General features: G+C 63.0%; 25 protein-coding genes, 1 tRNA gene and 3 pseudogenes. 16 read left to right on the plus strand and 13 right to left on the minus strand.

What is annotated here, in order from left to right; genetic code table 11:
• Positions 1 to 226: 226 nt before the first annotated feature.
• Entirely contained in the window at positions 227 to 1,495 is a 1,269-nt protein-coding gene (gene clpX, locus V8F63_RS14105; protein WP_025977406.1) for an ATP-dependent Clp protease ATP-binding subunit ClpX, read from the minus strand.
• Positions 1,496 to 1,833: 338 nt separating this feature from the next.
• On the opposite strand from clpX, the gene V8F63_RS14110 reads away from it, so the two are divergent.
• The gene (locus V8F63_RS14110) at positions 1,834 to 2,337 is read left to right on the plus strand and encodes an HAD-IB family hydrolase (protein ID WP_392353743.1); all 504 of its coding nucleotides are present in this window, start codon (positions 1,834 to 1,836) and stop codon (positions 2,335 to 2,337) included.
• Positions 2,338 to 2,340: 3 nt separating this feature from the next.
• On the opposite strand, the gene V8F63_RS14115 is transcribed toward V8F63_RS14110, so the two are convergent.
• The 4 genes and pseudogenes from V8F63_RS14115 to tig all read right to left on the minus strand — a co-directional run bounded on the left by V8F63_RS14115 (position 2,341) and on the right by tig (position 5,137).
• Complete coding sequence (locus V8F63_RS14115; protein ID WP_392353745.1) at positions 2,341 to 2,583, minus strand: cytochrome b/b6 domain-containing protein; 243 nt, start codon at positions 2,581 to 2,583, stop codon at positions 2,341 to 2,343.
• Positions 2,583 to 2,798, minus strand: coding sequence for a hypothetical protein (locus V8F63_RS14120; protein WP_392353746.1), 216 nt, complete (start codon positions 2,796 to 2,798; stop codon positions 2,583 to 2,585). The genes V8F63_RS14115 and V8F63_RS14120 overlap by 1 nt, the downstream gene beginning before the upstream one ends.
• A gap of 184 nt (positions 2,799 to 2,982) precedes the next feature.
• On the minus strand, positions 2,983 to 3,624 hold the full coding sequence (locus tag V8F63_RS14125; RefSeq protein ID WP_024354168.1) for an ATP-dependent Clp protease proteolytic subunit: 642 nt from the start codon (positions 3,622 to 3,624) through the stop codon (positions 2,983 to 2,985).
• Between the two features lie 168 nt (positions 3,625 to 3,792).
• A pseudogene (tig, locus tag V8F63_RS14130) lies at positions 3,793 to 5,137 on the minus strand (trigger factor).
• Positions 5,138 to 5,309: 172 nt separating this feature from the next.
• On the opposite strand from tig, the gene V8F63_RS14135 reads away from it, so the two are divergent.
• Entirely contained in the window at positions 5,310 to 6,023 is a 714-nt protein-coding gene (locus V8F63_RS14135; RefSeq protein WP_392353747.1) for an MBL fold metallo-hydrolase, read from the plus strand.
• A 39-nt stretch (positions 6,024 to 6,062) separates the two neighbouring features.
• Here the strand turns inward: V8F63_RS14135 and V8F63_RS14140 are convergent, their stop codons facing one another.
• Positions 6,063 to 6,335 (minus strand): hypothetical protein, encoded by a 273-nt coding sequence (locus tag V8F63_RS14140; RefSeq protein ID WP_392353749.1) that lies wholly within the window; start codon positions 6,333 to 6,335, stop codon positions 6,063 to 6,065.
• Between the two features lie 173 nt (positions 6,336 to 6,508).
• Here V8F63_RS14140 and V8F63_RS14145 point away from each other — a divergent pair, with 173 nt between their 5' ends.
• Positions 6,509 to 6,742, plus strand: coding sequence for a general stress protein (locus tag V8F63_RS14145; RefSeq protein WP_392353750.1), 234 nt, complete (start codon positions 6,509 to 6,511; stop codon positions 6,740 to 6,742).
• A 78-nt stretch (positions 6,743 to 6,820) separates the two neighbouring features.
• Here the strand turns inward: V8F63_RS14145 and V8F63_RS14150 are convergent, their stop codons facing one another.
• The 4 genes and pseudogenes from V8F63_RS14150 to V8F63_RS14165 all read right to left on the minus strand — a co-directional run bounded on the left by V8F63_RS14150 (position 6,821) and on the right by V8F63_RS14165 (position 9,849).
• A complete protein-coding gene (locus V8F63_RS14150) occupies positions 6,821 to 7,492 on the minus strand; it encodes an L-histidine N(alpha)-methyltransferase (protein ID WP_392353752.1) in 672 nt (223 codons plus the stop codon).
• The gene (locus tag V8F63_RS14155; RefSeq protein WP_392353753.1) at positions 7,387 to 8,079 is read right to left on the minus strand and encodes an L-histidine N(alpha)-methyltransferase; all 693 of its coding nucleotides are present in this window, start codon (positions 8,077 to 8,079) and stop codon (positions 7,387 to 7,389) included. Before V8F63_RS14155 ends, V8F63_RS14150 begins: the two co-directional genes overlap by 106 nt.
• A 47-nt stretch (positions 8,080 to 8,126) precedes the next feature.
• Positions 8,127 to 8,837 (minus strand): annotated as a pseudogene (locus tag V8F63_RS14160) (SUMF1/EgtB/PvdO family nonheme iron enzyme); the annotation flags it as partial.
• A gap of 706 nt (positions 8,838 to 9,543) precedes the next feature.
• Complete coding sequence (locus V8F63_RS14165; protein ID WP_024354161.1) at positions 9,544 to 9,849, minus strand: SCP2 sterol-binding domain-containing protein; 306 nt, start codon at positions 9,847 to 9,849, stop codon at positions 9,544 to 9,546.
• Positions 9,850 to 10,047: 198 nt separating this feature from the next.
• On the opposite strand from V8F63_RS14165, the gene V8F63_RS14170 reads away from it, so the two are divergent.
• The 8 genes from V8F63_RS14170 (at position 10,048) to V8F63_RS14205 (ending at position 16,130) form a co-directional block, all read left to right on the plus strand.
• On the plus strand, positions 10,048 to 10,224 hold the full coding sequence (locus V8F63_RS14170; RefSeq protein ID WP_167309467.1) for a hypothetical protein: 177 nt from the start codon (positions 10,048 to 10,050) through the stop codon (positions 10,222 to 10,224).
• A 154-nt stretch (positions 10,225 to 10,378) separates the two neighbouring features.
• Positions 10,379 to 11,155: a DUF6538 domain-containing protein gene (locus tag V8F63_RS14175; RefSeq protein WP_392353755.1), complete on the plus strand. Its 777-nt coding sequence runs from the start codon at positions 10,379 to 10,381 to the stop codon at positions 11,153 to 11,155.
• Between the two features lie 225 nt (positions 11,156 to 11,380).
• Positions 11,381 to 12,148: a site-specific integrase gene (locus V8F63_RS14180; RefSeq protein ID WP_392353757.1), complete on the plus strand. Its 768-nt coding sequence runs from the start codon at positions 11,381 to 11,383 to the stop codon at positions 12,146 to 12,148.
• 599 nt (positions 12,149 to 12,747) lie between these two features.
• Entirely contained in the window at positions 12,748 to 13,353 is a 606-nt protein-coding gene (locus V8F63_RS14185) for a hypothetical protein (RefSeq protein WP_392353758.1), read from the plus strand.
• 65 nt (positions 13,354 to 13,418) lie between these two features.
• The gene (locus V8F63_RS14190) at positions 13,419 to 14,018 is read left to right on the plus strand and encodes a recombinase family protein (RefSeq protein WP_392353759.1); all 600 of its coding nucleotides are present in this window, start codon (positions 13,419 to 13,421) and stop codon (positions 14,016 to 14,018) included.
• A gap of 84 nt (positions 14,019 to 14,102) precedes the next feature.
• A complete protein-coding gene (locus V8F63_RS14195) occupies positions 14,103 to 14,546 on the plus strand; it encodes a hypothetical protein (protein WP_392353761.1) in 444 nt (147 codons plus the stop codon).
• A 68-nt stretch (positions 14,547 to 14,614) separates the two neighbouring features.
• Entirely contained in the window at positions 14,615 to 15,388 is a 774-nt protein-coding gene (locus tag V8F63_RS14200) for a TIR domain-containing protein (protein WP_392353762.1), read from the plus strand.
• A gap of 118 nt (positions 15,389 to 15,506) precedes the next feature.
• Complete coding sequence (locus V8F63_RS14205) at positions 15,507 to 16,130, plus strand: hypothetical protein (protein ID WP_392353764.1); 624 nt, start codon at positions 15,507 to 15,509, stop codon at positions 16,128 to 16,130.
• A 965-nt stretch (positions 16,131 to 17,095) separates the two neighbouring features.
• Here V8F63_RS14205 and V8F63_RS14210 read toward each other — a convergent pair.
• A tRNA-Ser gene (locus V8F63_RS14210) sits at positions 17,096 to 17,187 on the minus strand.
• Between the two features lie 257 nt (positions 17,188 to 17,444).
• Between V8F63_RS14210 and V8F63_RS14215 the strand changes: the two genes are divergently transcribed.
• The 5 genes and pseudogenes from V8F63_RS14215 to V8F63_RS14235 all read left to right on the plus strand — a co-directional run bounded on the left by V8F63_RS14215 (position 17,445) and on the right by V8F63_RS14235 (position 22,194).
• Positions 17,445 to 18,872 (plus strand): exopolysaccharide biosynthesis polyprenyl glycosylphosphotransferase, encoded by a 1,428-nt coding sequence (locus V8F63_RS14215; RefSeq protein ID WP_392353766.1) that lies wholly within the window; start codon positions 17,445 to 17,447, stop codon positions 18,870 to 18,872.
• 49 nt (positions 18,873 to 18,921) lie between these two features.
• A pseudogene (locus tag V8F63_RS14220) lies at positions 18,922 to 19,104 on the plus strand (oligosaccharide flippase family protein); the annotation flags it as partial.
• 215 nt (positions 19,105 to 19,319) lie between these two features.
• The gene (locus V8F63_RS14225; RefSeq protein ID WP_392353768.1) at positions 19,320 to 20,321 is read left to right on the plus strand and encodes a polysaccharide biosynthesis C-terminal domain-containing protein; all 1,002 of its coding nucleotides are present in this window, start codon (positions 19,320 to 19,322) and stop codon (positions 20,319 to 20,321) included.
• Positions 20,318 to 21,250 carry a glycosyltransferase gene (locus tag V8F63_RS14230; RefSeq protein ID WP_392353769.1) on the plus strand — a complete coding sequence of 311 codons (933 nt, stop codon included), beginning with the start codon at positions 20,318 to 20,320 and terminating at the stop codon, positions 21,248 to 21,250. The genes V8F63_RS14225 and V8F63_RS14230 overlap by 4 nt, the downstream gene beginning before the upstream one ends.
• Complete coding sequence (locus tag V8F63_RS14235; RefSeq protein WP_392353771.1) at positions 21,247 to 22,194, plus strand: glycosyltransferase family 2 protein; 948 nt, start codon at positions 21,247 to 21,249, stop codon at positions 22,192 to 22,194. The genes V8F63_RS14230 and V8F63_RS14235 overlap by 4 nt, the downstream gene beginning before the upstream one ends.
• On the opposite strand, the gene V8F63_RS14240 is transcribed toward V8F63_RS14235, so the two are convergent.
• Complete coding sequence (locus V8F63_RS14240) at positions 22,191 to 22,601, minus strand: hypothetical protein (protein ID WP_392353773.1); 411 nt, start codon at positions 22,599 to 22,601, stop codon at positions 22,191 to 22,193. The genes V8F63_RS14235 and V8F63_RS14240 overlap by 4 nt on opposite strands.
• A complete protein-coding gene (locus V8F63_RS14245; protein ID WP_392353775.1) occupies positions 22,544 to 22,891 on the minus strand; it encodes a hypothetical protein in 348 nt (115 codons plus the stop codon). Before V8F63_RS14245 ends, V8F63_RS14240 begins: the two co-directional genes overlap by 58 nt.
• Positions 22,892 to 22,913 lie beyond the last annotated feature (22 nt).

Consider the following 22,913-nt stretch of genomic DNA (forward strand, 5'->3'; position numbering starts at 1 on the left):
TCTGATTTGGCGTTACTGCCTCTTCGTCCCGACTCGACCCGCTGTTTTCAGCGGCTTTCGTGTGAGTATGTGGTTCTGTCTGGACGCGGTTCAAGCGTGGCGGGCCTGCAGCCCACAGAAGCGTGAAAAAGCGTGTGATTTCAGACGGCCGCCTGAGCCATCTCTGAAACGATGAAGGGGCGGCCCGTGGCGAGCCGCCCCTTTTCGCTTGGATCGGACGTCAGCGTCAGGCGGCGCCGTCGGCCGTCTTCTTCTTGGTTTCCGAATAGATCAGCAGCGGCTGAGCCTTGCCGTCGATCACCTCGGCGTTGACCACGACCTCTTCGACGCCCTCGAAGGTGGGCAGTTCGAACATGGTCTCCAGCAACACGCCCTCCAGGATGGAGCGCAGGCCGCGCGCGCCGGTCTTGCGGGTGATCGCCTTCTTCGCCACCGCCGACAGGGCGTCGTCGGTGAAGGTCAGGGTGACGTTCTCCATCTCGAACAGGCGCTTGTACTGCTTGACTAGGGCGTTCTTCGGCTCGGTCAGGATGGTGATCAGCGCCGTCTCGTCGAGGTCTTCCAGCGTCGCCAGAACCGGCAGACGGCCGATGAACTCGGGGATCAGGCCAAAGCGCATCAGGTCATCCGGCTCGACGCCCTTCAGGATTTCGCCGGTGCGACGCTCGTCGATCTCCTTGACCTTGGCGCCGAAGCCGATCGAGGCCCCTGCCCCGCGCGCCGAGATCACCTTTTCAAGGCCGGCGAAGGCGCCGCCGACGATGAACAGGATGTTGGCGGTGTCGACCTGCAGGAACTCCTGCTGCGGATGCTTGCGCCCGCCCTGCGGCGGCACGGAGGCGACGGTGCCTTCCATGATCTTCAGCAGGGCCTGCTGCACGCCCTCTCCCGACACGTCGCGGGTGATCGAGGGGTTGTCCGACTTGCGCGAAATCTTGTCGATCTCGTCGATGTAGACGATGCCGCGCTGAGCCCGTTCGACGTTGTAATCCGACGCCTGAAGCAGCTTCAGGATGATGTTCTCGACATCCTCGCCCACATAACCGGCCTCGGTCAGGGTCGTGGCGTCGGCCATGGTGAACGGCACGTCGATGATGCGCGCCAGCGTCTGGGCCAGCAGCGTCTTGCCCGAGCCGGTGGGCCCGATCAGCATGATGTTCGACTTGGCCAGTTCGACGTCGTTGTTCTTCGTCGCGTGGTTCAGGCGCTTGTAGTGGTTATGAACGGCGACGCTCAGCACCTTCTTGGCGTGGCTCTGACCGATCACATAATCGTCGAGGACGTCGCGGATCTCCTTGGGCGTAGGCACGCCGTCCTTGGAGGTCTTGAAGGCGATCTTGTGCTCTTCGCGGATGATGTCCATGCACAGTTCGACGCATTCATCGCAGATGAAAACGGTCGGTCCGGCGATCAGTTTGCGGACTTCGTGCTGGCTCTTGCCGCAGAACGAGCAGTAGAGCGTGCTTTTGGCGTCTGTGCCGGCGGCTTTGGTCATAGACCCTTCTCACTATCCGCAATCCGCCCCGACATTGAGACGAAAAGCGCTTCCTTCACGATCGATCCAGGGAATCTATCATCGAAGGTCTTCAAAAAATGACAATCACCCATCACACGTTCCGCCACAACCCCGTTGCGGCGCTGCAACGCGCTTCAAGGACGGACAGGACAGATAATATGGGGATCACGGCTAATGTCTGACATGGGAAGCCAAAAAGCCTTTCACCAGTCCCCTGACCCCGGACAGCCCATCGTCGCCTTCGATTTCGACGGCACCCTGACGATCGCGACAGCTTCACCAGTTTTCTGAAGTGGCGGGCCGGGCCGCTGCGATGGGTGACCGGTCTGGCGCAGATGATCCCAGCGGTGTTCGCCTATCTGGGCGACCGCGACCGGGGCCGGATCAAGGTCGCCTCGGTGCGCGAGTTCCTGATGAACGTCGACCGCAAGGCGCTGGAGGCTGACGCCGAACGCTTCGCCGCAGAGATCTGGCCGCGTTTCATGCGCCCGGACGCGCTGGCGACCTGGGAGGACTGGGGCCGTCGCGGCGCCCATCGCGTCATCGTCACCGCCTCGCCTGAGACAACCGTCGCCCCCTTCGCCCGCAGGCTGGGCGCCGAGAACCTGATCGGCACACGGTTGGCGTTCGACGCCCAGGATCGCGTGGCGGGCAGCTTCCTCGGCGGCAACTGCCGGGGCGAGGAGAAGATGAGCCGTCTTCGCGCCGCCTACGGCGACGACATGACGCTGGCCGCCGCTTACGGCGACACCTCGGGCGATGCCGAGATGATCGCGGCGGCCGCCGAAAAGGGCTACCGCGTCTTCACCGGCCGCCCATAATCGCTAGCCGATCATCCGCTGGGTCGTCTCATCCTTCCAGATGAAGCGATGGACCAGCACCATCAGGATATGGCCAGCAATCGCGGCCAGCAGCACCCAGGCCAGCAGGCCATGAGCGGCGTTGGCCGGGGCTGTCATCCACGGAACCTCAGCCCAGCCCCCGTCGATCAGACGCACGCCGAACACGTCGAGCGGCTTGCCCGATCCATACTGCCGGAGTAGGGCCAGCGCCGGGACGATCAGCATCAGGGCGTAGAGCGCCAGATGCCCGACCTTGGCGGCCAGCCCCAGAAGCCGCCGCCATGCGCCGGACGCGTCTTCATGTTGTAGAGCCCCCACAGCGCGCGCAGCACGATCAGGGCCAGCAGAATGACGCCGATCCCCTTGTGCGTGCCGACCCAGAAGGCGGTGATCGGCCCTTGCCGACGGTCAGTTTGATCGCCATGCCCGCGAACTGCCACGCCAGCAGCAGGGCCATCGCCCAGTGCAGGACGCGCGTCACGGCGCCATATCGAAAGCCGTCGTCTCTCCACTGCGTCGCCATGAGCCCCCTCCCGCTGATACCGAGTCTCAAACAAGATTCGAGGCGGGATCCGTCGCCGAATCCCGCCTCGCCAATTGTCGCAGCCGAAGCGCGTCTAAAGCTTAGGGAGCCTTCACGCCGTCGTCGTCAGCCTGGGTGCGCTTGTCATAGACGTGGTCGACGATACCCCAGGCCTTGGCTTCCTCGGCGGTCATGAAGTGGTCGCGGTCCAGGGTGCGCTCGACCTCTTCATAGGTGCGACCGGTGTGCTGGACATAGATTTCGTTCAGGCGGCGCTTGGTGGCAATGATGTCCTCGGCGTGGCGCTCGATGTCCGAGGCCGTGCCGCGGAAGCCGCCCGAGGGCTGGTGCACCATCACCCGCGCGTTCGGCAGGGCGACGCGCTGGCCCGCCTCGCCGGCCGTCAGGATCAGCGAGCCAGCCGATGCGGCCATGCCCATGACGACGGTCGAGACCGGCGACTTGATGTATTGCATGGTGTCGTAAATCGCGAGCGCCGAGGTCACCTGACCGCCGGGGCTGTTGATGTACATGCTGATTTCCTTCTTCGGATTTTCCGATTCCAGGAACAGCAGCTGGGCGCAGATCAACGAGGCCATGCCGTCTTCGAACGGGCCGGTCAGGAAGATGATCCGCTCGCGCAGCAGGCGCGAGAAGATGTCGAAGGAGCGCTCGCCGCGGCTGGATTGCTCCACCACCATCGGCACCAGGTTGTTGGAGATGTAGTCGATCGGATCGCGCATGAAGGCCTTCTCGAATTCAGGAGGGTCGCACGACTCATACGGCGCGCGCCTGTCTCCTACGATATCGCGTTCATGAGGCCTCGGCGCAAGGCGGCGCCGGAAAGCAAAATCCCCGCCCCGGAAAACCGGAGCGGGGATCGCAAGGCTCAGGGCCTGAGGAAGAAAGGCTTACGCCTCGTCTTCTTCTTTCATCAGCTCTTCCTTGGTGATGGCTTCGTCCTTCACCTCGGCGACCGAGACGATCAGGTCGACGACCTTTTCCTCATAGATCGGGGCGCGCAGCTGGGCCGCGGCGTTCGGGTTCTGGCGGTAGAAGTCCAGCACCATCTTTTCCTGACCCGGATAGTTGCGGGCCTCGGCCATGATGGCGTTCGACAGTTCCTGATCCGTCACGCCGACGTTGTTGGCGCGGCCGATCTCGGCCAGCACCAGGCCCAGGCGCACGCGGCGCTCGGCGATCTTGCGGTACTCAGCCTTCAGTTCGTCTTCCGACTTCTTGGCGTCTTCTTCCGGCAGCTGGCCCGCGTCCTTGTCGGCCGAAACCTGGGCCCAGATGCCTTCGAACTCGGCGTCGACCATCTTCGGCGGCAGGGCGAAGTCGTGGCCTTCGTCCAGGATGTCCAGCAGGGCGCGCTTCAGCTTGAAGCGGGTCGCGCCGGCGTATTGCTGGTTCAGGTTGGACTTCAGCAGTTCCTTCAGCTGGTCCAGCGACTCCAGCCCGATGCGCTTGGCGAACTCGTCGTCGATCTTGGATTCGACCTCGGCCTTGATGGCCTTGACGGTCACGTCGAAGGTCGCGGCCTTACCGGCCAGGTGCTTGGCCTGGTACTCTTCGGGGAAGGTCACTTCGATGGTCTTTTCTTCACCGACCTTGGCGCCCTTCAGCTGCTCTTCGAAGCCGGGGATGAAGCGGCCCGAGCCGATCACCAGGTCCGCGTCGGTGGCGGCGCCGCCGTCGAAGGCTTCGCCGTCGATCTTGCCGACGAAGTCGATGGTCAGCTGGTCGCCGTCGGCGGCCTTGACCGTCTTGCCCTTCTTGTCCTCGTAGGACTTGGCCTGCGAGGCCAGTTCCTTAAGCGCCTCGTCCAGGTCCTCTTCCGAGGCCTCATAGGTCGGGCGGGTCAGCTTCAGGGTCTTGGGGTCGACCGGGGTGAATTCCGGCATGACTTCCAGCGACATTTCATAGGCCAGGTCTTCCTGACCGGCGATGACCTTGTCCATGTCGGAGGTCAGGTTCATCTCGGCCGGCGCGGCCGGACGCAGCTTCAGCTCTTCCAGAGCGCCCTGGCTGGTCTCGTTCAGCGAGGCGTTGATGATTTCGCCCATGAAGTCACGGCCGAAGGTCTTCTTGACGTACGAGGCCGGCACCTTGCCCGGACGGAAGCCTTTCAGCTTCATCTGGGGGGCCACTTCCTTGATGCGGGCTTCGAGCTTTTCATTGAGGCTCGGCGACGGGAATGGTCACCGCAATCACGCGGCTGAGGCCTTCGTTCGACTTTTCGACGACTTGCATGGTCGGATATCTGACGCTCTGTGGCGACGCCGCAAAGGCGCGCGGTGGATAAAGCAACAGGGCCGCCCCTTTCGGGAGCGGCGCCTCGGAGCCCGCCCTTATGTCGAGAAGGGGCTGAAACGTCAACGCAACGCGGTTCCTTTGTGGTCAGAGGGCCGCTATCTGATGGCCCATGAGCCAGTCGTCAGCCTCTTCCGCAGCCCCCATCGGCGTCTTTGTCACGCCCGTCACCCCGCTTCAGCAGAACTGCACCACCGTGTGGTGCACGACGACGAACAAGGCCGCCGTCATCGATCCCGGCGGCTCGGTCGACGCCATCCTGGGCGAGGTCGCACGGCGCGGACTGACGCTGGACGCCATCTGGATCACCCACGGCCACCTGGACCATGCCGGCGCCGCCGCCGAAATGCAGGAGAAGACCGGTCTCGACATCGTCGGCCCGCATCTTGAGGACCAGTTCTGGATCGACCTGATTCCCACCCAGGGCCAGAAGTACGGCCTGCCGGAAGCCCGCACCTTCACCCCCACGCGCTGGCTGGACGATGGCGACGTGCTGAGCCTGGGCGAGACGACGTGGGAGGTCTTCCACTGTCCCGGCCACACGCCCGGCCACGTGATCTTCTTTAACCGCGAGGCTCGCTTCGCCCAGGTCGGCGACGTTCTGTTTCAGGGTTCGGTCGGCCGCACCGACTTCCCGCGGAGCGATCATCAGGCCCTGCTGAGCGCGATCACCACCAAGTTGTGGCCGTTGGGCGACGACGTCACCTTCGTGCCGGGCCACGGGCCGGCTTCGACCTTCGGGGCAGAGCGGCGCAGCAACCCCTTCGTCTCGGATCGGGCCATGCAGGCGACGCCGATCGCGCGCCCGGCTTCCGGCCCGGCCTAACCTCCCTGATAGTGGTTTAACGCGCGGCCAGCAGGCCGATCAGGACACCGATGCCAAGGGGTAGAGCGACATACGGATCGGCTCATCGCAGATCGCGTCGCGGGCCTCAGAGCTGCGATGGCGCGCCCAGTCGCGCACCTCGGCCGCATCTTCTCGCACGGCCTGACGTAAGGGGCGTGGCCGCGCCCCGGCGGCCAGAATCTCGTCGGCGGCGCCCACAAGACGGTCGCTGAGGGTGGAGCGGTCCTCGATGATGTCCTCGGGCGATGGCGCGCCGTCCGTATGGGCGAAGGGGTCGTTGGATGCCGACATGAACTGAGCTCCTGAATGCTGCACTCCGAGCCTCGATGAACCCGCCGAAGTCCGCGCGGTTCCGTCTTGTCGAGGCGCGCCGCCGAACAGGGTTTTAATCCTTTCTCGGAACCTCCGCGCCGGGGCTGGGTTCTCTTTCGCAAGCGCCACCGTCTACGAAAGGAACATCCGAAATGGCCGAAGGTCAGCCCACTCGCGGCTCCGGTGTTTCCAAGCGAGGCTTCGCCTCGATGGACCCGGAACGTCAGCGCGAAATCGCCCGCAAGGGCGGCGCCAGCGTCCCCAGCGAGAAGCGCAGCTTCTCTCAGGATCGCTTTCTTGCAGCCCAGGCCGGCCGCAAGGGCGGCGAAGCCTCTCACGGCGCGCGCAACAAGGCCGCTCAGGATCCGGCGACGCCGAAGCGCTGATCCCAGCGACCCCGTTTCAGACTTTACAGACGGCGCGGGAAACCTCGCCGTTTTTCTTTATCCGACATGAGCCGACGACTAGCTGGCCAGCAACGCGAGGGCCACACGCGGGGCGTCGCTGACCTCGAACGCCTCGACCCGCCAGCCCGCCGCCTCGGCCAGGGCGCGCACGCGGGCCTCGTCGAACTTGCGCGAGCTTTCGGTGTGGATCGTCTCGCCCTGCGCAAAGCGGAAGACAAGCTTCCCAAGGCGCACCGTCATGGGGCGCAGGGCTTCCAGATGCATTTCCATGCGCGCCTCGGCCTCGTTCCAGACCGCCCGATGGGCGAAGGCGTCCAGATCAAAGTCCGTCCCTAGATCGCGGTTGGCCCGCGCCAGCACGTTCAGGTTGAAGCGGGCGGTCACGCCTTGGGCGTCGTCGTAGGCGGGCACCAGGACCGACGGCTCCTTGATCATATCGACGCCCAGAATGAACAAGGCGTCCGGCCCCAGCATGTCGCGCGCGTCGCGCAACAAGGTCTCGGCGGCCTCTGGCGTCAGATTGCCGATGGTCGAGCCCGGGAAGAAACCGACGCGACGCCCCTGCCCCGCTTCGGCCGGCAAGACGCCCATATGCTCGAAATCGCCAACCTGCGGCAGGACCCTTAGCGCGGGATAGGCCTGTCGCAACCGGGCCGCCGCGTCCTCCAACGCCGTAGGGCTGATGTCGATGGGCACATAGGCCGCCAGATCAGGCGCGGCGTCCAGCACGATCCGGGTCTTTTCGCTGGCGCCGAGCCCAGCTCGACCAGCACGGCGTCAGGACCGAACCGCCCCGCCCACTGCGGCGCGACCCGGCGCAGCAGCGCCGCTTCCTGTCGGGTCGGATAGTATTCCGGCAGCCGCGTAATGGCCTCGAACAGGTCCGAGCCTCGCGCGTCATAGAACCATTTGGGCGGCAGGCTCTTGGGCCTGGCCGCCAGGCCGGCGACCAGATCGCGACGAAACGCCTCATGTTCGTCGTAGCTCTCGCCCCGTCGCCTCGCCTCGTCAGCGTCCGACGCCAGCCGCACGCCGGTGAAGGCCCAGCGCTGGTCCGGATAGAAGAAGTTGCGATAGGTCGGCCGCGCGTGGCCCGGCGCAGTGGCGAAGGCGCCGCCCCGCAGCACCATCTGATTGGCCATGAACTTGCCGTTGTACTCGGCGGCCGTGCCTTCGGTCGGGCGAAAGCCGGAATAAGGGGCATAGGCGCTGGCGGTCCATTGCCACGCCTCGGTGTCCAGATTGGAGAAGGCCTCGGGTCGGCCGCGGGCCGCGTGTTCCCACTCCGCCTCGGTCGGCAGGCGTCCCCCAACCACCGCGCGAAGGCGTCGGCCTCGTAGAAGCTGACATGACGCACCGGCGCCGCCGGATCGACCGGCCGCCGCCCCGCCAGCGTCATCACCGTCCAGCCGCCGTCTTCCTCACGTCTCCAGTAGAGCGGCGCCGTCCAGCCCTGCGCTTGAACTGTCGCCCAGCCGTCGCTCAACCACAGATCGGGCCGCGCGTAGCCGCCGTCGCTGATGAAGGCCAGCCACTCTCTGTTGGTGACCAGGTCCGCAGCCAGTTCGAACGGCTCCAGCCAGACGCGGTGAGCAGGCCGCTCATTGTCGAAGGCGAAGCTGTGGCCGGCGTCGCCGATTTCAACTAGCCCGCCTTCGAAAGCTTGCCAGCCGCCGTACGGAGCCTCCAACGGCGATGAACGCGGCTCTTCGTCATAGACGGCCGGATCCAGGGGCGAGCGCGACATCAGATGGAGGATATCCATCAGGAACAGCTCCTGGTGCTGCTGCTCGTGGTTCAGGCCCAGCTCAAAAAGATATTGTTCTAGCGCGCCTAGCGGCCTTGCAGCGTCGGCAAGGCGCGCTTCCATCCGCCGATCGACCTCTGCCCGATAAGCCATGACCTCAGCCCGCGAAGGCCGCGTCATCAGACCCCGTTCGGCGCGCCCGATCCGTTCGCCCAGAGCCTCATAATAGGAGTTGAACACCCGCCCCAGCCTGGAGTCGATCGGCTGATAGCCCGGCTCTTCGAGCAGCATGGTTTCAAAAACCAGCTCACATGGCCGAGGTGCCATTTGCCCGGACTGGCCTCCGCCATCGACTGAGCCTGCAGGTCTTCATCCGTCAGCGACGCCGCCAGTATCGGCAACACGCTGCGGGTCCGGCGATAACGTTCCAGGTCATCGACGGGTGCGGTCGCCCTATGCTGCATGCTGCCCATGAAGCCGCTTCGCCCCCATTTTGATTTCGACGGTCGCCACCTTCTCGAAATGCAGCCGGCGCCCAGGGGTTCCTTAAGTCGTGATCGGACCCTGGCGCAGGCTCCGCTCCGCCACGTGGCGCACAGAAAAGAAGGTGATCGGCCGGCGGCGCAGACGGGCATGCGATGGCGCTAAAATAATACTGGCCACAAAAGCGGCGCCGCAGGAACAGCGCCTCTCTGAAGGGGTTTAATTCCCAGCCTTAGGAGAGTCCGCCATGATGACTCCGCAACACCCGTCGTCCCCTCAAAACCCCCGTCCGGCCAAGCGCGGCCTTATGGACTGGCTGTTCGGCCGGCCGCCAGCTCCGCCCAAAAAATCAAGCACGAATCTTTATTTGGGCGACATCGTCGATGGCGATTTCAGTTCGCCTTCTGTCCATCACCACCACAGGAATCCGCCTGATAAGGCAGGATAGAACGACCCGCGCCGCCCCCAACCTGGCGCGAGCCATCCCCCAAATGAAAACGGCGCGGCCCCATCGGAGCCGCGCCGTTGATCATCAGGCCTCAGCCCGCCGTTAGCCCTTGAGCAGCGGCGCCAGCTTTTGGGCGATCATCATGTCGCCGGCGATCTTCAGCTTGCCCTGCATGAAGGCCATCATCGGGTCCAGGCGACCCTCGGCCAGGGCGACGAAGTCGTCCCACTTGATCGAGACCGTGGCGTCGGCGGGCTTGTCGTCGTTGCTGACGGTGTTCGGAGCCGAGGCGCCGTCGATGAAGATCTTGCCGTCATCGCCGAAGTCCAGCTTCACGGTCTTGCCCAGACCCGAGTTTTCGCCGACGGCGGCGCGGATCTTGTCGGTGGCGAGGGCCAGATCGGCCATGTGCGTTTCTCCCGTTGAGAAGTTGAGTCACAGGCCTAACCCGCGCGCCGCGCGGCGCCAAGATCACCTTAGGGAAGCTCGCCCCTGAAGAGGCCCAACCTGCGGCTCCCCTCACATATGGCTCAGGTTACATGAGTTTGCGTTCGCCCCCGGCGGGACGGCCTAAAAGCAAGGCGTCTGCGTAACAAGGACTCGTCAATGACTCGCCTGCTCACTCCGGAGGAAGTTCGCCTGGATCAACTGTGGCGCGAGCGTTTCGGGCAACCGCTGCCGATGGTCGGCGCGCCCGAAGTCGCCCGTCGCATCCTGCGCCAGCACGGCGTCCCTGTACGCCGCCCCACCGACGCCAAAGCCGCCCCGTCCAAGGAAGGCTGAGGCTGCATCATCATTATGAAGATGAAAGGTTCTGGCGGAGACGGAGGGACTCTCCCGTGTGTGACAGTCCGGGCTTTGAAAACAAAAAACTTTAATATATCAATCGGTTCTTAGCTTGCCGTGTCACTCAATCTGTCACACAAGCCGCGCCACTATGGCTAAGCACCCCGACTATCTTATCGCGCGTAAAGGCATCTTCTATTACTGGCGGCGCGTCCCCGAAGGCCTCCGGCACAAACCGATTTTCGGCGGGAAGGCCTTCTTTCAAAAATCATTACGGGTCAAAACGCTCAAGGAAGCGCGGCTGAAGGCTGCGACCCTGGGCTATGACGATCTGTTTGAGCAGCACCTACACGTCCCTGACAGCTCGCCCCGGCACGTAGTTCTCACCCATCCGATGCTCCAGCAGATTGCCGCAGCACGCTATGAACGGAACTTGGAGGCGCTTCAGTCCAGCCGCCTCAAAGAAACGGCGGAAGATCGAGAAAACCGCGACGATTATGCAATCCAACAATCAGCCGCGCTGCACGATCCCTCTTCGCGGCATAACGCGCGAGAGCTTTTGCGTAGGGAGCTGGATCGCATCCACCGCATCGAGGCTGATTGGATAATCAAAAAGACAGGCCTTGAGCAGGACGAAATCACCTCCACCCAGCTAATGGAGATGCTCCTCGAGGTTGAGATCAAAACCCTAGCCAGTCGCTCGGACTATGCGTTGGGCCACTCCTTCCCCACCTCCCCCGGCTTCACAGTTTCGTCGCCTTCTACCGCTCCACGACGCGCAGAATCTCATTGGTCGGTCAAGGAAGTGGCTGAGGCAGCGATGGCGCAAAATCCATCTGAAGCTTCATGGGAACACAAGGTCCGCATAGCGTCCCAGATGCTCGATACGCATGTGGGAAAAAACCCATCTACAAAATCACTGAAATGAACATCCGGGATTTCATGGATGAGATCCAGTTCATGCCCGCGAATATGAAGCAGAGGTTCCCCAACCTCACACTGTCTCAAGCGATCAAGGCAAATCGAGCCTCGCCCTAAACCCTACAATCACATTTCACCAAACACCGCTCGAGACGGCTATCTGGCTATTCTGAAGTGGGTATTCACCTACGCCCGACAAAGGAACATTATTTCAGAGAACCCTTGCAAAGACGTGTTTGTGAAGGGAGCATCAAAGTCGAAGGGAAGGCGCAAGGCCAATCCGTTTGCAGTTCATGAGCTGAACGCACTCTTCAGATGGCCGATTTTCACTGGAGCCAAATCCAGCACTCAAGTTAACAGCCCCGGCTATGTGATTATTGATGACCACCGGAAATGGGTGCCGTTGGTAATGCTTTTCACGGGCGCGCGTCCCAGTGAAGTCGCTCAGCTCACCGTAGATGATATTAAAGAGGAGGATGGCTATCCATATATCTCGATCCTCACTGAGTATGATCCTGACGATCCAGACGACGAACGCGACTTCATCGTGTCGCACAAAACTGAGAATGCAGCTCGCAAGATTCCAATCCACCCGGACCTGGAGCGCCTCGGATTCCTAAAATATGTCGAACGAATGAAGGCTCGTCGTGAAGAACGCCTGTTCCCAGAATGGAAACTCTCCTCCGATCCGAGAAAGTTATATTCGTCAGATTCTTGGGTAAGGAACTTTAACGACAAGATCATCCTCGGCGTCATTCAAGGGAAGCCAAAGCCAACGCTCTACAGCCTCAGGCATACATGGAAAACGCAGATGGCTATCCACAAGGTTCCGCCCCAATATCAAAATCAACTCTTGGGACACGCTCAACAGGGGATGGATGAGCACTACCTCGGGCGCCTGGGGATAGAACACACATACAATGCCATCAAAGACATTAAGTTCGAGGGCCTGGACCTAAGCCATCTCTATCAAGACAGCTCAGCCAATACGAAGTCCTAGATTTAAACGACACCCTGTATGGACCCCGTTCCCAATATTTTTGTCGCTGAAAAAATACGATTACCTTATAGTTTGGCTCCTGAGCGTCCGGATAACCTAAGAACCATCACCATAGAATCCGAACGAAACTTGTAAGGAAGCTGTATGCATTCACGACAGCGATCTAGGCCCAACTTCACTCGCCTTATAGTTTCAAAATATCCTTTGTTGCGTAGCCTAACCCAATGCCCCCTCCCCCAAAAATAAAAGCCACAATCGGCGAATGGATAGCTGAACAAGAGCAGGATAAGCGGACCTCAGAAAAGGTCGCTCGCCGGATGAGGCGCATACGTCCTCAGTCAAAAAATGCTGGCTCTGCCTCTCGTCGCGACCCTCTCGCGGACCACCATATATTCCAGCAAATCCAAGCTTCTTTGCACAAAGGCTGCGCCACGATTCTAGCATCGGGACGCAAACCTCCAGTGCGTAAGTGGGAGGATAAAATCTATAGAAAAAGAACAGAACGAAACGGTGAAACAGGTCACGAAACCAGAACCATCTGGACACCTGATTGGGACCACACAGGAGACAAACTGAAGCTCCTGGCTATGGGAGCCTCCATGACGGGCGAACTGTTTTCGTTCACGCTTCGGCTAGGCCCCAATGAGATCGAAAAAGCTCTCGCCTCCCCTCGTGGGTTTGTCGGCTATTTCACAGAACGAATGAACCGGGAGTTCCGTGCCGCCGGTGATCCAGCTGTGCAATACGCCTTCATCATCGAAACCTCTCCGGTTCACGAGCCTCATCTTCACGGCATCATATCATCATCACTGGATGAGGTTCGGCCAGTGCTCTCCCGCGTAGGCGGCGGTGCAAAGCTCATGAAAGCGCCAGAACGCCAAGCCCATACAAAGCGGATTGATCGTCTCGTCGGCTGGACAAGATACATTTCAAAAGCACCGTTCGTTACCAGCGAGACCCTCAATGAAGCCCGCAGAAAGCGAGGACTGACTGATAGACGGGATCAGATCATCGGGGCTCCACGGGCTACCAGAGCCTCTGCAAAGGCTTGGTATGTTGCCCAACGCCGATCAGGCCTCCTCTACCCACAACGCTGGACCGGACCCGCTCCATCGAGACCTGTCTTCTGGATCGAGCGCTCTCCGAATCCAGATAGCGGCTCGAAAACGAACGATAACGATACAGCGATCAGGAGCGTATCGTAATCTAGCTAGACAACTGTTTCGATACAGCCTAAATATCGATACAGGTTTTCGATGCGGAGTTTGTTGTGGCTAGGACGTTTGCATATTGCCGAGTGAGCACGTCTGATCAAACCACCGACAATCAGATAAATGAGATTGAAGCTGCTGGCTTCGGCGTCGAGCCCAAGCGGGTCGTCACGGAAACCATTTCCGGCTCAGTAGCCGCTATGGAGCGCCCTGGCTTTTCAAAGCTCACTGATCGGCTAGAGGAAGGTGACGTGCTGATCGTCACCAAGCTGGATCGCCTTGGGCGTAATGCGATGGACGTGCGAACGACGGTTGAACGCCTCGCCACGTCCGGCGTGAGAGTTCATTGCCTCGCCCTCGGTGGTGTGGACCTGACCAGCGCAGCAGGAAAAATGACGATGGGCGTCATTGCCGCTGTCAGCGAGTTTGAGCGCGATCTTCTGATTGAGCGGACGCAGGCCGGATTGAGCCGCGCCAAGGCTCAGGGGCGCTCTCTGGGGCGCCCAGCGGCGCTGTCTAACCGCCAGCAAGCTGAAGTGCTGAAGCTGCGCTCGGAAGGCGTCAGCTTGGGCGCTCTTTCGGCACAGTTTGGCGTGTCACGCGCAGCTATTCAGCGCATCGAGAAAAAGCATTTGAAACATAATGTTAGCCTCGCATAGCGCCCATATATCTGTGCTAGAGATGGATCGTCCGGATTAAGCAGCGCTTGTTCGGGCGATCCTATAGCGCCTTCAAGAGAATCCATGTTCGTAACGATTATTGCTGCCCTCGCCCTGCAAGCTGCGACGCACCAGACCCCGGAGCCCGTGTATTTCGACAAGAGCGCCAAGGTGCTCATTGAAGAACTAGCGCAAGATTGCGTCCGCCGAAGCGGCATCGTCATGGATCGCACGAGGGAAGGCCTGACATGCAAGCATGACTACACCAGTCCATTCGCGCAAATGGTCAGCCTCACTCACTCTGTCAGCGAAACTCTCAATGGTAACGCACCACAGGTTCACGACCGCATCGCCTATATCCTATCGGTCTATGTCGTCTCTGAGGATGACGAAGGGGCGGTCGTCACGGCTGGCAGCCAGGTCTATTCTCCGTATGTTGGGATCAACGGCAATCGCGTCCGCCCTGCCCCGACCAAAGACGGTTTTGAGAACGCTGTAGCCGTCCTCAAACGCCTAGGCGGCTACTAAGGGGCGCAATGGACCACTAGCGTTCGTCGAGCGTGACAGGGGCGAGCGACAGGTGCGAAGCTCGCCCCATGACAGACATCCAATACGACGTAGCTCTATCATTCGCGGGCGAAGACCGGCACCACGCCGAGCATCTCTCAAAGCTCCTAAACCGCGCGGGCGCACGCGTTTTCTACGACTACGCGGAACAAGCCTCACTTTGGGGCAAAGACCTATTCCAACATCTAGCCACGATCTACGGGGAGAAATCGCGCTTCTGCGTCGTTTTCGTGTCCGAAATCTATCTGGAAAAGCTCTGGACCAAGCATGAGCTACGACAGGCCCAAGCCCGGTCCTTCGGTCTTGACCGGGAATACATTTTGCCTATCCGGATCGATGACGCGGCTCTCCCGGGCGTCCCTTCGACGGTCGGTTACATCGACCTCCGAAATACCAGCATTCCACAGATCGCAAAGCTTCTCCTTGAGAAGCTCGACTTGCCGCCTGACTCGCTTCTCGAAGAGTTGGAACGTGCGTCGTGGGACGGAGAGATCATTGAAGTCGATGGACACCCAATGGCGAGCTTCTGGCCGGGGCGGATCACTAAAGCGCAAACAAAGCCAATGGCCCTGATCGGTCGCACATACCACCGCCTCGCATACGGGGGAGAGGAGCTGTTTCGAGATGAAAGCCGGACCCCGAAGCATCATTGTAGGGACTGCGGTGTCATTGTCGGGCAGTATCATGTGCCGGGCTGCGCCGTAGAGGAATGCCCCAGCTGCGGCGGACAAGCTTTGTCTTGCGGATGCGAATGGACAGACTTCACGGTCGAGGACGCTGAAGCTTGGGAAAACAGAGAGTAGGTCAAATCACGGCGAAAGGTGGGGGGGGCGTCAGGTGATCCCAGCCTGACCTCGCGGCCACGTGACAAAAGGTGCGAACCAATGCCACCTTTAGCGAACATCGGTTTGGAAAGTCGCCATGCGCATTCTATTTGCGACCATCGCCATCGCCGCCCTGTCCGGGCCGGTTTTTGCTCAATCTGAGGTCGAAGCCGCCGCCCTCATGCAAAAGCCGTTTGAGGAAGTCATCGCCACCGCTCCCGAGTTTCAGCGTGACGACGTAGACGTCCGCCTGTTCCGGTTCATGGCGAGACGATCCCTCGCCGACCTAAGCTACCCCATCGACCTCCGGACTCCCTTTCAACCTTTGACGGACCCGGACACGGTGTCTGCGATCAAGGCTTTTGAAGAGAAGTCAGGCGGCGTCGTGGATGGGAGCCTGTCATTCGCAGAACTTGGAAGCCTGACCCGGCTCGCATCGCTGGCCCGCCTCACCCCCGTATCGCCCGGCGCAGGCGACGTGATGGTGAACGTGTTTGGCGAGCCTTCCCCGGCGGTGTTTGCGACAGGAACGTGGTCGATGCCAGATATCGCCTGGCCTCTGAACTACTCGGAAATCTCATGCTTCGTGAACACGGGCAGATGCGAAGATGCGTCAGTCACCCTGAGCGCACCCTCAGCAAACGTTCAGTCGTCGAGTTGGCTCGACGATACCAGCTTCCTCGTCCACACGAACAAGGAAACTTACGAAATACAAAGCTAAAAAGCGGCATCCTCGACGCGGTGACCACAAGTTCATGCCGCCGGGTCCGCCTAACGATCAACACCCTCACGAAACTTGTGTCGCAAACCGCTGAAGACCTCGATCCGCGAGGGTGCGAGATTCTCGGATCGGACGAGCGGCTTGACCCCATCGGGGGTGTAAGAGTCGCCACGCTCATCGCCCCTTTCACTGCACAGCAAGGGTACCAGCAGCGGATGCGAGACATGGTGAGGTCCGTGTCTGGTCCGCTATTGCATGACCTCTCAGCGCGCGACAGCCAGCGTTAAATCATCGCCTGATTGCCGACCGATCATCTGCTTAATCATAAAGCAGCACAGTTACTCGACCCAACAAGCTCTCTAGCTACGATCGCCTGCAACTCTTCGTCCATCAGGTAGTCCGATGGAGCGCGCAATACATCGTTCCTGTCTCGCTTTACGACCCTGTCAAACGCACGCTCTGTCGTGATTTCGTAGAGGCGACCAAGCACGAAATCATCCGACGGCCCTGCCAACGAGAGGGAAATGTATATGGGCACGGTAGCCGCGAAATCCGCTGGCTCGATTTGCCCGGCGCGCGCAGATGCAACAAATCGGCTTCCGCTTGCATACACTCGATCATAATGAGTTTTAGCGGCCCCCTCATCTCCTGCCATCCCGGTCCATACTTGGCACTGCCAATGAGCCATCATTGCCAAAGATTCACTGGCGGGCGCTCGCTCCTGAGAAGCCAACATTAGCCAAGCCGACAGTCCGGCTACTAGAGCCCCCCATAGGCACCTCCTCCACCTCGGCACCCGCGAAGCAGGCACCTGTAAATCGTTGTGAAGAATCACATGGAGCATGTTCGGGCCCAAGCGCCAATCCATGCCCCCCGGAACCAGCTAAACGCGTGTCACACAATCCGTCACACAACTCGCCCCGAAGGGCAGTTAAGTTACTGATATTGCTTGCTTTTAGGGGTTCTGGCGGAGACGGAGGGATTCGAACCCTCGGTACCCCTTACAGGGTACGACGATTTAGCAAACCGTTGCCTTCAGCCACTCGGCCACGTCTCCGGCAGGCCGCGTGGATAGCGAGTCGCGCGACGCTTCGCAATGCGGAACTGACGCCCTTTGTGTTAACCCGGCATAAGAGTGGCATGTGTGAGGGGGTATCGCCCCATTTTGCTCGATTTCGGGAAAGAGAATTGGCCATCACCCCCGCTGACACCCTGGCATCCGCGACGGATGGCGCGCGCGCATCTCGCGCCGCGACAACCGAATCGCGCGCCGCGGCGCCGACAGGGTCGACCGGGCGGACGCGGCGCGGGCCGTTGCGTCCAGAGGTTTGGCTGAATACCCGACAGCGGGCTGCGGCGCGACGCCGGGTCTTCTATTTCCGTGGGGTGGACATCGTCGCCTCGTCCTTCTTGTGCGTCGTAGCGATCGAGCGGCTGGCCCCAGGCGGTCTGATGCAGGTCGGGCTGTTTCAAGCCCTGCCGATTCTGCTCGGCGCACTGGTCACTCTGGGCCTGATGCGCTCGCTGGGCCTATATCGTTTTGACAGCAGCCGGGCGCCGGCGCGCCATCTGGCGGGGGTCGCTGTCGTGGCCGCCCTGGGCGGAGCCATCCCTTGCGCGCTGGGGCTCGTCCTGCCCGGCGAAACGCCCCTGGCCGAATACGGCTGGTGGGCGATCGCGTCCACGGTGGTGGTGACCGGCCTGCATACCATCTGGCGAATGCTGGTGGCGCAATGGAGAAGCCGCGGCGACTTAACGCCCAACGTCGTCGTGGTCGGCGCCACGCGCCATGCCGAATCTCTGATCCGCGAGGCGCTGGATCGCCGCGACCTGAACATTCTGGGCGTTTTCGACGACCGCCTGGCCCGTACGCCTGACGCCCTGGCTGGAGTGCCGGTTCTGGGCGGCGCCGACGCCCTGCTCGACCATCGACTGACGCCCTATATCGACCGCGTCATCCTGGCCATCGACCCCAAGGCCGAGGCGCGGGTGCGCGCCCTGACGCGCCGGCTGGAAGTCCTGCCCATCCCGCTGACGCTTCTGGTCGATCCCAAGGGCGCCGCTCAACGCAATGAGGCGCTGGAGAAGCTGGCTTCAGCCTCCCTGCCCTTGCTGGGCGGCGCGATGGACGGCGAGCGGCGCGCGTTCAACAAGCGCATCCTCGACATCATCCTGTCGGCGCTGGCCTTGCTCGCGCTCAGCCCGGTTCTGTTCCTGATCGGCCTGGCCGTGAGGCTGGACAGCAAGGGCCCGGCCCTGTTTCGCCAGCGCCGCCACGGCTTCAACCAGGAAGAGATCGTGGTGTGGAAGTTCCGCACCATGCGCCAGGAAGCCTCCGACGCCACCGCCAGCCGTCAGGTCACAGCCGGCGACGACCGCGTCACCCGTCTGGGCAAGTTCCTGCGCGCCACCAGCCTGGATGAACTACCCCAGCTGGTGAACGTCCTGCGCGGCGAGATGTCGCTTGTCGGGCCGCGTCCGCACGCTATCGGCATGAAGACCGGCGACGCCGAGTCGGCGCGTCTGGTCGCCGAATACGCCCACCGTCATCGCATCAAGCCCGGTATGACCGGTTGGGCCGCCATCAAGGGCTCGCGCGGGCCTTTACACACGGCCGATGAGGTGCGCCGCCGCGTGCAGCTCGATATCGAATACATCGAGCGCCAGTCCTTCTGGCTGGACCTGTGGATCATAGCCGTGACCGTCCCCGTGTTGTTGGGCGACCGGATGGCCGTGCGCTGATGTTCTGGCGGGGGTGTTCGGCTATCTGCCGGCCAACATCGTGCAGGGCGTGGTCGGGTTTCTGACCATCATCATCTTTACGCGCCTGCTGTCGCCCGAGGATTTCGGGCGCTACGCCCTGGCCTATTCGGTGCTGACCCTTGCCCATGTGGCGACGTTCAGTTGGCTGGAAGCGTCCATGGCCCGCTTCTGGGCCGCCCAGTCCGACGAGGCGCAGATGGCCGGGCATTTCGCCAGCCTGTATCGCGCCGCCCTCATTATGACCGCCGTCTTCGTGCCGGTCGTCGGCCTCATGGTGTGGCTGTGGCCCATGCCGGACAGCTTCCGCCTGCCGCTGGCGGTGGCCTTGGCGGGCGTGCCGGTGCGCTGTTTCCTGAAGCTGGCGCAGGAACGGTTCCGCGCGGCGGGGATGTCGGCCCCGCCGCCGCCATCGATATCTGGAGCGCGGTGGCCGGACTGGTCTTCGGCGTCGGCCTGGCCCTGCTGGGGCTGGGGGCTGAGGCCCCGTTGGCGGGTATGCTGCTGGCCCCGCTGGCCGCCCTGCCCTTCATCCTTCCCGCCGAACTGCGCGAAGCCCGGCGCGGGCGGCTCGATCGCCAGCGGCTGAAGGCCTACGCCGCCTATGGCTATCCCATCGCCGTCGGACTGGGGCTGACCGTGGTGCTGGCCTCGACGGACCGCTTTCTGCTGGCGCTGTTCATGAATGAGGCGGCGGTCGGCGCCTATCACGCCGCCTACAGCATCGCCAACCGGACCCTGGACGTCATGTTCGTCTGGCTGGGCGCAGCGGGCGCTCCCGCCCTCGTCATGGCGCTGGAACGCGGCGGGCGCGAGGATCTTCAAGCGGCAGCCAGAGAACAGGCTTCCACCCTGGTGCTGATCGGCCTGCCCGCCGCCGTAGGCGTGGCTCTGGTCGCGCGACCGCTGGCCGAGTTCATGATCGGCGAAGACCTGCGCACGGTCGCCGCCTCCGTCACGCCGTGGGTGGCGCTGGGCGCCTTCCTGTCGGGCATGACGACCTATTATTTCGGACAGGCCTTCACCCTGGGCCGCCGCACCGGCTGGCTGTTGCTGGCCATGAGCATTCCGGCGGGCAGCAACATCGTCCTGAACATCCTGCTGATCCCGCGCTTCGGCGTGATGGGCGCGGCCTGGGCGACGGCGATCAGCTTTGCCCTGGGCCTGAGCGCCTCCATGACCATCGGGCGCCGCATCCTGCCGCTGCCGGTGCCGTGGAACGCTCTGGCGCGCTGCGGTCTGGCCGCCGCCGTCATGGCCGCAGTCGTCCTATTGCTGCCACCGATCGGAGGTTTCGCCGAACTGATGATGGACGCAGGCGTGGGCGTCGCCGTGTACGGCGTCGTCGCATACGCCCTGAACGCCGCCGGCGTGCGCGACCTGCTGCGCCGCCTGCGCGGCTTCCTGCAGGCGCGAAAGGCGGCGGCATGAGCGGCTCGGTTCACGACAACACGGCATGGGCGGCGGCGACGCCCGTCCTGTCGGTGCTGATGCCCTTCCTGCGCGACGATCCGTCAGAGCTCCTGCGTATGCTCTACCGCGAGGCTCATGCGGTCGCAGAGCGCGCCGAGTTGATCATTCTGGACGACGGCACGGCGGACCCGGCCCTGACCGCGCGTCTGACCGCCCTGATCGACGCCCTGTCCCTGCCCGCTCGGCTGATCACCCTGGACGCCAACGAGGGGCGTTCCGGAGGCCGCAACCGTCTGGCCGAGGCCGCGCGCGGCCGCTTCCTGCTGTTCCTGGACAGCGACATGCGCCCCGACCATCCGCGCTTCCTCAGCGACTGGGTCGATCTGGCGATGAAGGATGACCCGGCCGTGGCGTTCGGCGGTTTCTCCCTGCTTCAGGCGCCGACCGACGCGCGCTTCGCCGTCCACCGTCAGATGGCCGCGCGATCCGACTGCATCCCCGCCGATCAGAGGGCGCTACAGCCGGAAAAATACGTCTTCACCTCCAACCTCCTCGTGCGCCGAGACGTGTTCGACACCGAGAGCTTCGACGCCGGTTTCAGCGGCTGGGGCTGGGAGGACGTCGAATGGGCCATGCGCGTCTCGCGCCGGTTCGCGGTCACGCACATCGACAATCCGGCCACTCACATGGGTCTGGACACAGTCGAGGCCCTGGCCGCCAAATATGAGCAGTCGGCGCCCAACTTCGCCCGCGTGGCCGCCCGGCACCCTGACTTCGTCGCCGCCTATCCCAGCTATCGCGTGGCGAAAAAGCTGAAGGCCGTGCCCGGCCTGCGCCTGATCCGGCCCCTGTTCAAACAGGCGGCGCGCGTCAGCCTGCTGCCCCCCGCCGTTCGCGGCCTCAGCCTGCGGCTGTATCGCGCCGCCCTCTATGCAGAGGCGATATGAGCAGCCCTGACGTCGCCGTCGTCATTCCGACCCTGCGTCGCCCGGACGAACTGACCCGCGCCCTGCGCTCGATCTTCGCCCAGCAGAACGTCGACAGCCGCCTGCGCGAAATCGTCGTCGCCGACAACGACCCCGAAGCCAGCGCCCGCGCGACCGTCGAGGCGTTGACGGGCGAAACGCCGGTCCCGCTGATCTGGACCCACGCGCCGCGACCCGGCGTAGCCACCGCGCGCAACACGGGCCTGGCCGCTACCGAAGCGCCGCTGATCGCCTTTCTGGACGATGACGAGGCCGCCAGCCCCGGCTGGCTGGCCGCCCTGCTGCGCGGTCAGGCGGCGACCCGCGCCGACGCCGTGTTCGGCCCGATCCTGGGTCGCGTGCCGGACGGAACCGGCTGGGCGACGGCCTACCTGGAACGCTTCTTCGGCCGCGAAGGCCCTGAAGGCGATCAACTGATCGACGAGCCCTACGGCTGCGGCAACTCGCTTCTGGTGCGCGCGACCGCCTTGCCCGGAGAGGCGCCCTTCCACGTCGGATCGGATCAGATCGGCGGCGAAGACGATGTCCTGTTCGCCGCCTTGAAGGCGCGCGGCGGCCAGTTCGGCTGGGCGGCCGACGCCTGGGTGGACGAGTTCGCCCCCGCATCGGGCCACCCTGCGCTACGCCCTGACCCGCGCGTTCGCCTATGGCCAGGGCCCCAGCCAGACAGCCGCCGAGGCGCGCGACTGGCTCGGCGTCGGCCGCTGGATGGCCATCGGCGCGGTACAGACGCTGGTCTGGGGCGCAGCAGCCCTCGCCATGACTATTATGGGCCGCGACAGCCGCGCCGAGATGGCCGACCGCGCCGCGCGCGGTCTGGGCAAGATCATGTGGATGAAGGGCTTCGAGCCGCGCTTCTACGGCCAAAGCGAACTGGACCGCCTGAACCGCCAGCGCGCGCCTAGCTGAAGAACCGCTTCAGCAGTTTGGGCGGGCTCCAGGTCGAACGGTTCATCACCAGACCCGCAACACGGCCTCCGGCGGCATCGATCTCTTCACGCAGGGCGGCAGGCGCGGCTGCGCCGGTGCTGTCCGCCGCCACCACCATCACCGTTGAGTCCGCCAGCGACGCCAGCGTCAGGGCCATGTCGCTACGGTCCGCCGCCGGGGCGTCGATCACCACGGTGTCGGCATGCGCCCGCAGCCGGGTCCAATAGCGCGGATCATCGACCGCCTCGACCCGCTGGCCTGCGCGCAGCAGCTCCATATGGAAGCGGGTGACATACAGCCGCCCTCCCAGGCAGGCCTTGGCCGTCAGGACGCGTCCCGGCGCAGCGGGCTTGCCGTCACGGCCGCGCAACGGCGGCGACACGGCGTAGAAGGCCGACCCGTCCGGCGACGCCCGCACAGACGCCCCCAGGCGCCGAACCGGTCCGGCTCGGCGGCGATCTGCTCCATCTGGCCCTGCTGCGACAAGTCGCCGTCGATCAGCCAGACCGGACGGCGTCCGCGCACGGCGGCCATACGGGCGAACTCGCGCGCTACCGTCGAGACGCCTTCGCCCGAGGTCGCGGCGGCGAACAGGATCACGCGGCCGCGATGCGCCGGGGCCGGCCCCAACGCAGCCCACAGGCCAGCCATTTCTGTCGTCAGATCGACCATGCAGATCGGTTACGCGCGCGCC

This window comes from Brevundimonas sp. LF-1, assembly GCF_037055305.1.
GTDB classification, from domain to species: Bacteria; Pseudomonadota; Alphaproteobacteria; order Caulobacterales; family Caulobacteraceae; genus Brevundimonas; species Brevundimonas sanguinis.